The following is a 12,355-nucleotide window of genomic DNA, read 5'->3' as shown; positions in this document are numbered from 1 at the left end:
GCACTACTGTCGCATCGACCCCGCCGAACCGAGTCGTGACAGCGTCGCCACGAGACTCTCCTGGGCTTCCCGCGACGTGCTCGATCGCGCACCTCACCCGCCGGCGACCGCCGACGATCCACCGCTGCGCGGTGTCAGAACGGAGTACTCATGACCTCTCTCTCGCGTGGCGGGCTCTCGGCCCGCATCGGCGTCGCCGCGCTCGGCATCGGCATCCTCGCCGTCGCCGGGGGCGGCACCGCTTTCGCCGCCGGAGAAGACACCGTCGACGTCCAGGTCGACATCGCCCCCGACGCGGAGCCCGGGGTGCTCGCCCTCACCGTCGCGAACGGCAGCACCTCGCTCACGGAGGGCCCGTCGTCGGGAACGCACCGTACCTTCGCCGGCACCCTCCCCACCGTGACGGTCACCGACACCCGCGAGCCCGAAGACGTCGACCCCGACTCCTACTGGTACGTCATGGGAGCCATCACCGACTTCACCGGCGACGCGGACCAGCCCGACATCGTCGCGGCCGACGCGTTCGGGTGGTTCCCCAAGATCCTCTCCGGCAACCCCGACGGCGGCACGCAGCTCGTCGCCGAAGGCGACCCCGTCGCCCCCGGTACGGGCGGCTTCGTCGACGCCGAGCTGCTCTCGATCGCCGACCGCTCACAGGCCGCCGCAGGCGGCTCGTACTCCGCCAGTGCAGACCTGCTGTTGAAGACACCGTCGACCGTCGCCCCGGGCGCGTACGCGGCCACCATCACCCTGACGCTGCTCGAGGAGTGAGGCCATCCATGAGCGCCGCGGCCGTGCGAGGGGTGTCCACCTTGTTGGGGGGACTCCTCGTCGCTGCCGCGGCGGTCGTGTCGAGCAGCCCCGCGACCGCCGCCACGACCGATGCCGCCACGACCGCGCCCGATGCCCCCGTCACCTGGTCGGTGACGCCGTCGGCGGCCGACGGCCCCGACGGACGACGGGTGGTCGAGGTCGAACTCGATCCTGGGCAACGCGTCACCCAACACCTCGCGGTGAAGAATTTCAGCGAGCGCGAAGCCACCTTCGCCCTCGCCGCCGCCGACGGGTACTACACCGAGACCGGCCGTTTCACGATACTGCCCGCCGATCGCGCGTCCGCGGACGCGGGCACGTGGATCGCCGTCCAGCCCACCGTCACCCTCGCCCCGAACGAGACCCGCATCGTTACGTTCGACATCGTCGTGCCGGAGAACGCCACCCCCGGCGATCACGCGGCCGGGGTGGCGGCATCCGTCCGCTCCTCCTCGCCCGGCGCCGACGGAACCCGCGTGGGCGTCGACAGCCGGGTCGGCTTCCGGGTCTCCACCCGCGTCACGGGCGATCTCGCACCCGCGCTCACGGTCGACGGCCTGCGCGCGGACTACACCCCCTCGTGGAACCTCTTCGCTCCCGGGACGATGACCTACGACTACACGGTGCGCAACAGCGGGAACACCGCACTCGCCCTCACCGACACGGTCGACGCCATCGCCTCCGACCGCGGCACGCTGCTCCCCGGCGAATCCCGCGCGGTGCGCAGCGAAGCGCGACCGGCGTGGCCGCTCGGCCTGCTGTTCGTCGAGGTCGCGGTGAGCGCGGGCGTACCCGATTCGTCTCTCGTCGTCGCGCCCGCGACCCAGACTCTCGTGGTGTGGGCCGTGCCGTGGTTGCACCTGCTCGCGATCCTGGGTCTGGTCTTGATCGGGCTCGCCGCATCGACCGGCCGCCGGCGGTCGCGGCGCCGGGTCGACGACCTCATCGCCCGCGCCCGGGAAGAGGGCCGCCGCGAGACGGTCGAGGCGTCATGAGCGCGCTCGCGCCGCCGTCGACGTGGTCCGCGGAGCTCTCAGGCGGCGAGGGCGAGATGCTCCTCACCGTCGAGATCACGCACGCCCCCGACGCGGCGTGCGTCACGGGGTGCGCGATCCCGGCCGGCCCGGTCGACGATCTCGCCCTCACGGGCGGCGACGTCGCCTCGATCGGGCTGGCGATCGTTCTCGTGGTCGTGGGAGTCAGCGCGACCGCGAGGTCGTGGGTGCGCCCCTCGGCGGCACCGCGCTCCTGACCGGTCGCGGGGCCTCGGCGACCAGGGCGCGGCGGTGTCGGCGCTCGATCGCCTGCCCCGCGTACGAGGCTCCGATGATGAGCGCGGCCCCCACGCACCCGGGCAGGCCCACGGCCTCTCCGCCGAGGATGACGCCGACGGCCAGCGCCCACACGGGCTCGGTGCCCATGAGGATGCTGGCTCGCGTCGCCGACGTGCGCCGCACGGCCCACAACTGCACGACGAAAGCGAACACCGAGCACACGAGACCCAGGAACAGGACGTCGACCCATCCGGATGCCGAGAGCCCGCCGATCGCACGCGGGAGGTCGGCCCCGGCGATCGCCGACGACAGCGCGGCGCACACGGCGAGCTGCACGCAGACCACTGCCGTGGTGCTGTCGCCTCGACCGCGGGTGAGCCGGGCGCTGGCGGTGACGTGCACGGCCCGGACGACGGCGGCGCAGATGACGAGCAGGTCGCCCCAGGAGGGTGAGCGCAGCCCCCCACCCGAGACGAGAAGGGCGACCCCCGCCACGGCGGCGACCGCGGCGACGAAGTACGACCGGGGCAGCCACGAGCGCGCGGCGACACTTTCGAGCACGGGAGTGAAGACGAGGGCGAGACTGATCAGCAGTCCCGCGTTGGTGGCCGAGGTGAGGTGCACACCCCAGGTCTCGAGGCCGATCACCGCGGCCTGGGTGCAGCCGAGAAGAGAGGCGACCGCGAGGCCTCGGCCGCGCGGCATCCGCTCGCGCCGCACGAGGCAGACGACCGCCAACGCGAGTGCGGCGACCAGGAAGCGGAGGGCGACGGCGGAGGCGACCCCCGCCTGATCGGTCAGGTCCTTCGCCGCGAGGAAGCTCGCCCCCCATGCGGCCGCGACGGCGAGAAGGAGGAGATCGACGAGGAGTTCGGGAGCACGGCGGGCCACCCGCCCAGCTTCGTGAAAGCGAAGTTGAAGAACAACGGGATCTTTTTTCATCGTCGAATAAGTTGAGGCTTATGGATGTCGTCCACCTCCGTGTTCTCCGTGAACTGCGCGACCGCGGCAGCGTCGTCGCGGTCGCCGCCGCACTGCACGTGTCGGCGTCGGCGGTGTCGCAACAGCTCGCCACCCTTCAGTCGCACGTCCCGGTTCCCCTCACCGTGCGGCGCGGACGGGTGCTCGTACTGACGCCCGCGGGCGAGGCCCTGGCCGCGGCCGGCGCTCGGGTCGATGAGGCGCTCACCGATGCGCGCGAGGCCGTGGGGGCGTTCCTCGACAGCGAGCGGCGCCCCGTGCGCATCTCTGCGTTCCATAGCGCAGGTCTGGCGCTGTTCGGTCCGCTCCTGCGGGAGGTCGGCAGCACACCTCCCCTGCGGCTCGCCGACGCAGACGTCGCGCACCGCGACTTCCCGGGCCTCACCGCCGACCACGACATCGTGATCGCCCATCGCCTACCGCATGACGCGCCCTGGCCGACCGACCGGGTCGTGGCGACCCCGCTGCTCACGGAGCCACTCGACATCGCCCTCCCCGCGGGACACCCCCTGGCGAGCCGGGAGCAGCTGCGGGCGGCCGACGTGGCCGGTGAGACCTGGGTATCGGTGCAGGAGGGCTTCCCCCTCGCCGGCATCCTCGAGCACCTCGCGGCCCACGCGGGCCGCCCCGTGCAGGTCGCCCACCGCATCAACGAGTTCTCGGTCACAGCCGAGGTGGTCAGATCCGGCGCGGCCATCGCGATCCTGCCTCGCACGACGTCGGCCTCTCTCGCCGTCGACGGCCTCGCGCTGCGACCACTGTCCGACCTCGAGCTCGTGCGGCACATCGACGCCCTCGCCCGCCCCGATGCGCTGGCCTACGCCGCGGTGCGCACGGTCCTGGGTGCGCTTCGACGGGTGTCAGCCGGAGCGGGCACCGCTCGCACTCACTCCCCTGGCGAGGGAGGCGTCGCGGGAACGCGCTGACCCGTGGCGGCGGGGACCGGAGCCTCGGTCCCACCGGCGTGATCCGTAGCGGACGACGGCGGAGCCGAGCTCGCGGCGGGCACGTCGGGCTCTGCGAACAGGGCCTCTCGCACGATGCGACGAGGATCGTAACGACGCGGGTCGAGACGCTGCCAGTCGACGTCGCTCACCTCGGGCCCGAGCTCATCCCGCACGTGTTCCTGCGCGGAACGTGCGAGACGGCGCGCCTGCGTGAGGAAGGCGCGCAGAGACTCGGCCGCCGCGGGAAGCCGCTCGGGGCCGATGATCACCGCGGCTATCACGCCGATGAGCAGGAGCTTCTCGATCGTGAGACCGAAGGTCATGGGAAGTGGTCCCCTCGGCGGGCGCGCATGGATGCTCAGCTGCGAGCGGGCGGCTCGAGCAGCGTCTCCCGGGGGAGGCGCTCGTCGCGCACCGCGGCCGCCGGCGGCTCAGAAGGCGCGGCACCCTCGTCCTTCATCGCCTTGATCTCTCCGCGGAAGACGCGAGCGGACTGGCCCACACTCTTGGCGAGAGCGGGCAGTCTGGCCGCGCCGAACAGCAGAACCACCACCGCGAGCACGATCAGAAGATGCCATCCGGTCAGTCCGTGCAACATGGGGCCTCCTCGGCCGTGCCGGCGTCGTCGTCGGCGAGTGGGATCGTTCGGCGATGTTAGCCCTCATCGGCGGCACATCACAAGACCCAGGACCGTCGTCCTTTTGTTGGTCGTTACGTACGCAACTTTTGATTGACCTATGGACAAACATCGGTCAAGATGACGACCAGAGCAATCGCCCACCCCCTGGGGCGCTCATCCCCCCGAGGCTCGCCCAACCACCGCCGCACCGAGCGGTGCTCGGCGTCCCATCCGAACTCGACGAAGAGCGGAGGAGCAGATCGCGCGTGGCCGACCGCCACCGCTGAAGAGCCCGGGCCGCCACAGACGTCGTTGCAGCGACGCGTGGCGACCCGGTGAAAACAACTCGAACGCATTCACAGGAGCTGTTTCACGATGAACTCTACTTCTCGGCATCCGGCTGTCCGGTCCCGGTTGACGGCGGCCCTCGCGGCCACCGCACTGGGACTGGGCGTCTTCGCCGCTGTGCCCGCCCCCGCCTTCGCGCATGAGGGGGAAGACCACGGAACCACCGACCCGGGCGGCGATCACGGCGATCCCACCGATCCCGGAACGCCCGACCCCGGCGACACGGGCGAGGGCGAAGGCGCCCTCGACTGGAGCAATTACGAGCGCGTGCTGCTGACGAAGGACGTCGGCGAGCCGATCGACCTCGCCGTCCTCCCCGACAAGCGCGTGCTCCACACCGCGCGAAACGGCGACGTGCGCCTGACGGACCCCGCCACGGGCGTCACGCGGGTCACCAACACGCTCGACGTCTACGCGAACTCGGAAGACGGCCTGCAGACGGTGGCCCTCGACCCGGACTTCGCCGAGAACAACTGGGTCTACCTCGTGTACTCGCCCCGCGACGCGGACGGCGACGGCGTGGCCGACACCCCGGCGGGAAACTCCCCCAACACGCTGCCCGCGGGCGCCGACGAGTCGTACTGGGACCAGTGGGTCGGTGTGAACCGTCTCGCCCGCTTCCAGTGGGACGGCGACCAGCTCGATCTGTCCACCGAGCAGACCATCCTCGACATCGAAGTCCAGCGCGGACAGTGCTGCCACGTCGGCGCCGACATCGGCTTCGACGGCGAGGGCAACCTCTACCTGAGCACTGGCGACAACACCCCGGCATCCACCCCGGGAGCCAACGGTTTCGCGCCCAACAACGACGCCCCCGGCTACAACCCCGGCTTCGACTCGCGGCGCGGTGCCGGCAACACCAACGACCTTCGCGGCAAGATCCTGCGCATCCACGTCGAGGACGACGGCTCGTACACGATCCCCGAGGGCAACCTCTTCGCCCCCGGGACCGAGCTGACCCGCCCGGAGATCTTCGTCATGGGCGTGCGCAACCCGTTCCGCATCGAGGTCGACGTCGAGACCAACTCGCTGTCGTGGGGCGACTACGGCCCCGACGCGACGAAGGCCGTCGCCGAAACCGCGGGGCGCGGACCCATGGGTCTGGTGGAGTGGAACGCCATCAGCCTCGACGAGCCGCAGAACGCCGGCTGGCCCTACGTGCACGCCGACAACCAGGCGTACAACGACTGGGACTTCGCCACGGCGACGCCGGGTGCGTTCTTCGACCCGACCGACCTCAAGAACGAGTCGCGCTGGAACACCGGCCTCACCGACCTGCCCCCCGCGCAGCCCGCGACCCTCTGGTACGGCGACAACCCCGGTGACCAGCCGTGGGACGAACTGGTGGACTTCGGCGCCGGCAACGGCCAGGGCCCCATGGGCGGACCCGTCTACCACTACGACGAGAACAACCCCTCGCCCACGAAGCTCCCCCCGCACTGGGATCGCAAGGCGTTCATGGGTGAGTTCTCGCAGGACTACATCGCCGCGTTCACACTGGACTGGGACACCTTCGAGGTCAGCGGGATCGAGGACTTCCTGCCCAACGCCGCCCTGAGCACCCTCGGTCAGCCGCCGCACGACAACCCCATGGACATGGAGATCGGGCCCGACGGCTCGATGTACGTGCTCGACTACGGCGACGGCTTCTTCCGCGCCAACCCCGATGCCGGTCTGTACCGCATCGACTACGTCGCCGGGAACAAGTCGCCCCAGGCGCGTTTCACCGCGACGCCCACCTCGTCGTCGCAAGCCCCCCTGACCGTCGAGTTCGACGCGTCGCCCTCGACCGACCCCGACGGAGACACCCTCACCTACGAGTGGGACTTCGACGGTGACGGCACCTACGACGCGACCGGCGCGACCGCCTCGTACACGTACACCGAACTGGGCACGTACAGTGCCCGCCTGCGCGTGTCCGACCCGGGTGGACGCTTCGGCCTGACCTCGCGCACCATCTCGGTGGGCAACCAGGCGCCCGAGGTGACCGTGGCCTTCCCCGGCGACGGCGCGTTCTTCGACTGGGGTCAAGCGATCCCGTTCCAGGTCACGACGACGGATGCCGAAGACGGCGACGCCACGGAATGCTCGCGCGTGAGCTGGACCTATGGTCTCGGTCACGACGAGCACGCCCACCCTGAGGTCTCGGGCACGGGCTGCACGGGTGTCTTCCGCACCGACCCGAACTCGCCCGAGCACGGCCCCGGTGCCCTGCTCTACGGCGCGGTCGTGGTCACCTACACGGATGCGGGCGCCAACGGTCTGCCCGCGGCCACGGGCGAGGCGACCGTTCGCCTGAATCCGAAGCAGCAGCAGGCCGAGCACGCGATCCGTCGTGAGGGCGTCACCACGTACGCCGACGCCGACGCCTCGGGTGGCAACGCCGTGAGCGGACTCGGAGCAGGCGACTACCTCGCCTACGACCCGGTGAACTTCGCCGGAATCGACGGTGCCGTGGTCCGCGCCACCGGCGCGGGGGAGGTCCAGCTGCGCTGGGGCGCCGCCGACGCCGAGCCCTTCGCGACCGCCACCATCCCCGCGGGCGCCGGCTGGCAGGACGTCGAAATCGCCTTCGAGGCCCCCGAGGGCACCGGAGCGCTCTACGTCACCTCGGCCGACGAGTTGGCCGTCGATGCGCTGACGATGGTCGGCGACGGCGTCGGAGACGTCACACCGCCGACGGTCGCGCACACGCTGGACCCCGCCACCCCGACAGGTGCGGGCGGCGTGTTCAACGAGCCCGTGCGCTTCTCGGTGCAGGCCGCCGACAACGGCACGCTCGCGAGCGTCCAGTACTCGCGCGACAACGGCGCGACCTGGGAGAACCTGGCGGCGAACCAGCAGTACGGGGTGACGTTCGATCAGGACGGCGCCTACGACATCCGCTACCGGGCCACCGACACCGGCGGCAACGTGTCGGAGCTCGGTTCGGTGTCGTTCACGATCGACCTCGATGCTCCCGACGAGCCGACAGTCGACACCCGCACGCTCGTCTCGCTCGGCTCCCCGCGCGTCACCTATGGCGCCCCGGGCGACGTGACGGTGTCGGTGCGCGGAGAGGGCGGCGCCCCCACGGGCGAGGTCGCGCTCACGGTCGGCGACACCGAGCTCGGTCGCGCGACTCTGGACGCCGAGGGCAACGCCGTCGTCGCCCTCCCGGCGGACCTGCCGGTCGGCACGCACACCCTGCGGGCCACCTACGGGGCCGACGAGACCTTCAAGGGATCGGCCGGCATCGGTCGTCTCACGGTGTCGCAGGCGAAGTCGGCGACCTCGGTCGCCGTCTCGCCGACGCCGGTCAAGCCCGCCGTGGCGGCCACCGCCACGGTCCAGGTGGCCTCGTCGACGGGCATCGTCCCGACCGGCGACGCCACGGTGACCATCCGTCGCAACAACACGGTCGTCGCCACCCTCACCGGCACGCTCGGCGCCGATGGCACCGCCCAGGTGACCCTGCCCAAGCTCAGCGCGGAGGGCGCCTACCAGGTGCAGGCGTCGTACACCGGTTCGACCGGGATCGCGAAGAGCAGCGGCAGCGCGAACCTGACCGTCAAGAAGTAACACCCGGGTGGGGGTCGCGCACCGCGGCCCCCACCACCCTCACGGTCGTCCCCGGCCCGGGGCGGACCCACCTCGAAGGAGAGTCATGAGTCACCACCACGACCACGCGCACCCCACGGTGCCGGATCGGCCCATGAGCCGGCGCACCCTGCTCAAGGCCCTGGCGGCGTCGTCCGTCGCCGTCGGCATCGGCGCCGCCGCCATGCCCGCGGCAGCCTCGGCATCCACCGCCTTCGGCGCCCGCGCCGCGGCGGCCGCTCCCCCGGTCAGCGCCGGGAAGCGTCTCGTCCCCGTCAACCGCATCGGCATCCAGCTCTACACCGTCCGCGACAAGGTCAGCTCGCTGGGCTTCCGCGCGGTATTCGAGGAGCTCGCCCGCATCGGCTACTCGGAGATCGAGTTCGCGGGCTACACCCAGGGCAACCTCGGCGCCATCACGCCGCAGGAGATCCGACAGCTGCTCGACGACAACGGCCTGCGGGCGACCGGCGCGCACGTCAACCTCACCCCGGCCAACATCGACCAGCAGCTCGAGATCGCGCACGTGCTGGGCATGCCGCACCTCGGCCAGGGCGGACCGATCGCCGGCGGGTACGGCGGACCTCTCGCAAAAGATCCCTGGATGCAGGCCATCGGCACGTGGAACCAGATGGGCGAGAAGGGGCGGGCGGCCGGCATCAAGCTCTATCTGCACAACCACGCTCAGGAGTGGGGCTTCACCACCGACACGAACGAGCGCGTCTACGACCTCTACTGGGCGAATCTCGACCCCGAGACGGTGTTCTTCGAGATGGACGTCTACTGGGCGCACGTCGGAAAGCACCTGTACCCCGGGTTCGAGCCGATCGACTACATCAAACGTGATCCCCGGCGGTTCCCGATCCTCCATCTGAAGGACGGCAAGCTCAACCCGAACAGCGCCAACGGCTACGACATCGTCGAGTTCGGCGCCGGGAACATCGACTACACGGCGTTCCTGTCGCAGTTGCGCGACCGCGGCCAGCGCTTCGGCATGTTCGAGCAGGACAACGCCTCCACGGTGCCGGTCAATCCCGGCGACTCCCTGGCGAACGCCGACCGCAGCTACGACAACATCGCAGCCCTGCGCGGCTGAGCGACGAGGAAGAACAGATGAACAGAATCACGAAACTCACCACCGTCGGGCTCCTCGTCATCGGGGGCAGCGTCGTGGCCGTCCCCGCTTACGCCGCCGATCTGACGTGCGCGGAGGATCTCGGCAGCCAGACCATCTCGGGGAACCTCGTCGTTCCCGGGGGCGCTGACTGCGTGCTCGGCGGCGCGACCGTCGAGGGCGACGTCATCGTCGAAGCCGGCGGGTGGTTGGATGCGACCTCGGTCACCGTGACCGGCGACGTCGTCGCCACCGACGCGTACGGCGTCTCGCTCGACGGCACGACCGTCGCAGGAGACGTCAGCGCCTACTCCGTCGACACGACCGTGGGCTTCCTCTACGTCAACGACCTGCGGGTCGGCGGCTCGGTCGAAGCCGGCGGGATCGACGTCGAGGTCGTCGACAGCTCGATCACCGGTTCGCTGAGCACCCGGCAGGCGAATTACGTCGACATCGTGCGCACCTCCGTCGGCGCCGATGTGAGCGTCGACGGCTCGGCCTGGGGCGTCTCGGTCTCGGGCGCGATCGTGAAGGGCGACGTCACCGTTGCGGGCAGCGGCCGCGATGTGCTCATCGGCGCGACCGCCGACGGCGGCGTGGACGCGTTCGCCAACACCATCGGAGGCGGCCTGTCGCTCACCGGCAACAACGCGAACCTCCGTGTCGCCGCCACCACCGTGTACGGGGCACTCGCTCTCGACGGCAACAGCCCGGCTGCGGCGTTCGGCGAAGGCGTACGGGCGGGCACGACGTCCGGCGACTACACCGGGACCGCCCCGGCCGAGCCGCCGGCGGGCGACCAGTCGATCGCCGTCACCGTGCCGGAGCAGGGCTCGGGTGAGCTGACGTGGTCGATCGAGGGCACCTCCGCCCTCGTCGACCTGGGCGTGGCGAGCGAGGCGCTCGACCACTACGCCGCGAGCGGCGCCATCGTGCCGATCCGTATCCAGGACACCCGCGCCGGCAACCCGGGATGGTCGCTGACCGCACAGGTGTCGAACTTCACCGCCGGCGGCCAGGAGGTGTCGAGCAAGTACCTCGGCTGGACGCCCGAGATTGTGGAGACGCAGGGAGGTGCCGTCGCGGGCGCCCCCGTGGCATCCGGTTTCGACGAAGGTCGCGGCCTGTCCGTCGCGCGCACCCTCGCACAGGCGAACGACGGCCACGAGCGCGGTTCCTCGCTCGTGGGCGCCGACCTGGATCTCAAGCTCCCGCTCGAGACCCCCCGCGGCACCTATACCGCGACCGTGACGCTGACCGCCCTCAGCTGATCCCCACCCGTCGGGGTCGCGGCCGTCTGACCGCCGCGACCCCGACGGTCCCTCCCTTCTCACAGGAAGCCCCGCCCATGTCCCAGGCGATGTCCCCCCGTCCGTTCCGTCTCCTCCTGTCGCTCATCACGGGCCTCGCGCTCGCGCTGGGCACGCCCGTCGCCGCGTCGGCCGCGGCCGCGCCCGACACCACCGTGACGTGGAGCGTGAAACCCGCCGACACCGCGCAAGGGCGCGACCGGCCCAACTACGCCTACGACCTGGCCCCCGGGGGCACGGTCGGGGATGCGCTGTACGTCGCCAACCGCAGCGCGGAGCCGATCACGCTCCAGGTATACGCCGCCGACGGCTTCCTCACCGAGGACGGCGCGCTCGACATCCTCGCGGGAGGCTCCGCGTCGACCGACCTGGGCAGTTGGGTCTCGATCGAGACCACGGAGCTGACACTCGACAGCGGCGCGGACGCCGAGGTGCCGTTCACCGTCGCTGTGCCCTCGGACACCCCACCCGGCGACTACGCCGCGGGGATCGTGGCATCCATGTCGGTTACCTCCGACACCGGGACCGTCACCGAGCGCCGTCTCGGCTCGCGCATGCACCTGCGTGTGCTCGGCGATCTCGCCCCCGCGCTCACCGTCGACGGCGTCTCGGTCGACTATCACGGCACCGCCAACCCGCTCGAGGCGGGTTCCGCGACCGTTCGCTACACGTTGACCAACGCCGGAAACGCGCGCCTCGACCCCGACGTCGACGTCGCCCTGAGCGGCCCGCTCGGCTGGGCCCGCGTCACCGCCGCCGACGACGCACCCGAACTCCTTCCCGGCAGCTCGCTCGAACGCACGGTCGAGGTCGCGGGCGTCGCTCCTCTGGGTCTGCTGGCGGCCGAGGTGACCGCCACCTCGCAGGTCGTCACGCGGACGCTCGCCGGTACGGAGCCGTCGACCTTCGATCCCCTCGTGTCGCAGGCGACCGCCGCGACCGCCGCGATGCCGTGGACGGCGATGGCGATCCTCGCCGTCCTCGCCCTGATCGTGGTCTGGCGCATCGTCGCCGCCCGCCGCCGCAAGGCGGCCCACGCCCGAGAGATCGCATCCGCCGTGGCCGCGGCGACGGCCCAGGCGGGCGGGACCAGCGCGCTCGTCGCGGCCGGCGCAGTGGAGTCTCCCTCCGCGCCCGGGCTCGACGACCCGTCGACGCGGTCCGCGCGCCGCGCCCCGTGAGACCGCCCGCGGCGCGGGGAGGGACACCCTGCGCCGCGGGTGATGATCACGAACGCCCGCCATCGAGATGGCGGGCGTTCTGCGCGATGGCGTAGGGGTCTGCGCGAGTCGACGCTCGCACGCGCAGCCCACCGATCCGACGCGTGCTCCGGAGGGGAAAGGATGCGCTACGGATACGACCCCAAGAGA

General features: G+C 71.3%; 11 protein-coding genes. 8 read left to right on the top strand and 3 right to left on the bottom strand.

From position 1 onward, the window contains the following. Positions 1 to 150: 150 nt before the first annotated feature. From RWH45_RS08605 to RWH45_RS08595, 3 genes are read left to right on the top strand one after another with little or no spacing between them, the layout of a single operon-like run. Positions 151 to 771 (top strand): hypothetical protein, encoded by a 621-nt coding sequence (locus tag RWH45_RS08605; protein WP_315994460.1) that lies wholly within the window; start codon positions 151 to 153, stop codon positions 769 to 771. 8 nt (positions 772 to 779) lie between these two features. Continuing rightward, positions 780 to 1,808 carry a WxL protein peptidoglycan domain-containing protein gene (locus RWH45_RS08600; protein WP_315994459.1) on the top strand — a complete coding sequence of 343 codons (1,029 nt, stop codon included), beginning with the start codon at positions 780 to 782 and terminating at the stop codon, positions 1,806 to 1,808. Continuing rightward, positions 1,805 to 2,065, top strand: coding sequence for a hypothetical protein (locus RWH45_RS08595; protein ID WP_315994458.1), 261 nt, complete (start codon positions 1,805 to 1,807; stop codon positions 2,063 to 2,065). Before RWH45_RS08600 ends, RWH45_RS08595 begins: the two co-directional genes overlap by 4 nt. Here the strand turns inward: RWH45_RS08595 and RWH45_RS08590 are convergent. Then, complete coding sequence (locus RWH45_RS08590) at positions 2,013 to 2,978, bottom strand: DMT family transporter (RefSeq protein ID WP_315994457.1); 966 nt, start codon at positions 2,976 to 2,978, stop codon at positions 2,013 to 2,015. The genes RWH45_RS08595 and RWH45_RS08590 overlap by 53 nt on opposite strands. A 71-nt stretch (positions 2,979 to 3,049) precedes the next feature. Here RWH45_RS08590 and RWH45_RS08585 point away from each other — a divergent pair, with 71 nt between their 5' ends. Continuing rightward, positions 3,050 to 3,994, top strand: a complete 945-nt coding sequence (locus tag RWH45_RS08585) for a LysR family transcriptional regulator (protein ID WP_315994456.1) — start codon at positions 3,050 to 3,052, stop codon at positions 3,992 to 3,994. Here the strand turns inward: RWH45_RS08585 and RWH45_RS08580 are convergent. Beyond that, complete coding sequence (locus tag RWH45_RS08580) at positions 3,955 to 4,338, bottom strand: twin-arginine translocase TatA/TatE family subunit (RefSeq protein ID WP_315994455.1); 384 nt, start codon at positions 4,336 to 4,338, stop codon at positions 3,955 to 3,957. The two genes, RWH45_RS08585 and RWH45_RS08580, sit on opposite strands and share 40 nt — an antisense overlap. A 35-nt stretch (positions 4,339 to 4,373) precedes the next feature. Next, complete coding sequence (locus RWH45_RS08575) at positions 4,374 to 4,613, bottom strand: twin-arginine translocase TatA/TatE family subunit (protein WP_315994454.1); 240 nt, start codon at positions 4,611 to 4,613, stop codon at positions 4,374 to 4,376. Between the two features lie 396 nt (positions 4,614 to 5,009). On the opposite strand from RWH45_RS08575, the gene RWH45_RS08570 reads away from it, so the two are divergent. The 4 genes from RWH45_RS08570 (at position 5,010) to RWH45_RS08555 (ending at position 12,166) form a co-directional block, all read left to right on the top strand. Next, positions 5,010 to 8,543 carry a PQQ-dependent sugar dehydrogenase gene (locus RWH45_RS08570; RefSeq protein WP_315994453.1) on the top strand — a complete coding sequence of 1,178 codons (3,534 nt, stop codon included), beginning with the start codon at positions 5,010 to 5,012 and terminating at the stop codon, positions 8,541 to 8,543. A gap of 85 nt (positions 8,544 to 8,628) precedes the next feature. Continuing rightward, positions 8,629 to 9,657 carry a sugar phosphate isomerase/epimerase family protein gene (locus tag RWH45_RS08565; protein ID WP_315994452.1) on the top strand — a complete coding sequence of 343 codons (1,029 nt, stop codon included), beginning with the start codon at positions 8,629 to 8,631 and terminating at the stop codon, positions 9,655 to 9,657. A gap of 17 nt (positions 9,658 to 9,674) precedes the next feature. Then, positions 9,675 to 10,946 (top strand): hypothetical protein, encoded by a 1,272-nt coding sequence (locus tag RWH45_RS08560; protein ID WP_315994451.1) that lies wholly within the window; start codon positions 9,675 to 9,677, stop codon positions 10,944 to 10,946. 77 nt (positions 10,947 to 11,023) lie between these two features. Beyond that, positions 11,024 to 12,166, top strand: coding sequence for an NEW3 domain-containing protein (locus RWH45_RS08555; protein ID WP_315994450.1), 1,143 nt, complete (start codon positions 11,024 to 11,026; stop codon positions 12,164 to 12,166). Positions 12,167 to 12,355 lie beyond the last annotated feature (189 nt).

It is taken from the genome of Microbacterium galbum (genome assembly GCF_032464915.1).
Classification (GTDB): Bacteria; Actinomycetota; Actinomycetes; order Actinomycetales; family Microbacteriaceae; genus Microbacterium; species Microbacterium galbum.
The sequence above is the reverse complement of the archived record's forward strand: the minus strand, read 5'-3'. Positions and strand labels throughout refer to the sequence as shown.

Excerpts from the sequence above, each read along its gene's own strand:
- RWH45_RS08605 (WP_315994460.1), top strand. The coding sequence starts at position 151 with ATGACCTCTCTCTCGCGTGGCGGGCTCTCGGCCCGCATCGGCGTCGCC.
- RWH45_RS08600 (WP_315994459.1), top strand. The coding sequence starts at position 780 with ATGAGCGCCGCGGCCGTGCGAGGGGTGTCCACCTTGTTGGGGGGACTC.
- RWH45_RS08595 (WP_315994458.1), top strand. The coding sequence starts at position 1,805 with ATGAGCGCGCTCGCGCCGCCGTCGACGTGGTCCGCGGAGCTCTCAGGC.
- RWH45_RS08585 (WP_315994456.1), top strand. The coding sequence starts at position 3,050 with ATGGATGTCGTCCACCTCCGTGTTCTCCGTGAACTGCGCGACCGCGGC.
- RWH45_RS08580 (WP_315994455.1), bottom strand. The coding sequence starts at position 4,338 with ATGACCTTCGGTCTCACGATCGAGAAGCTCCTGCTCATCGGCGTGATA.
- RWH45_RS08575 (WP_315994454.1), bottom strand. The coding sequence starts at position 4,613 with ATGTTGCACGGACTGACCGGATGGCATCTTCTGATCGTGCTCGCGGTG.
- RWH45_RS08570 (WP_315994453.1), top strand. The coding sequence starts at position 5,010 with ATGAACTCTACTTCTCGGCATCCGGCTGTCCGGTCCCGGTTGACGGCG.
- RWH45_RS08565 (WP_315994452.1), top strand. The coding sequence starts at position 8,629 with ATGAGTCACCACCACGACCACGCGCACCCCACGGTGCCGGATCGGCCC.
- RWH45_RS08560 (WP_315994451.1), top strand. The coding sequence starts at position 9,675 with ATGAACAGAATCACGAAACTCACCACCGTCGGGCTCCTCGTCATCGGG.
- RWH45_RS08555 (WP_315994450.1), top strand. The coding sequence starts at position 11,024 with ATGTCCCAGGCGATGTCCCCCCGTCCGTTCCGTCTCCTCCTGTCGCTC.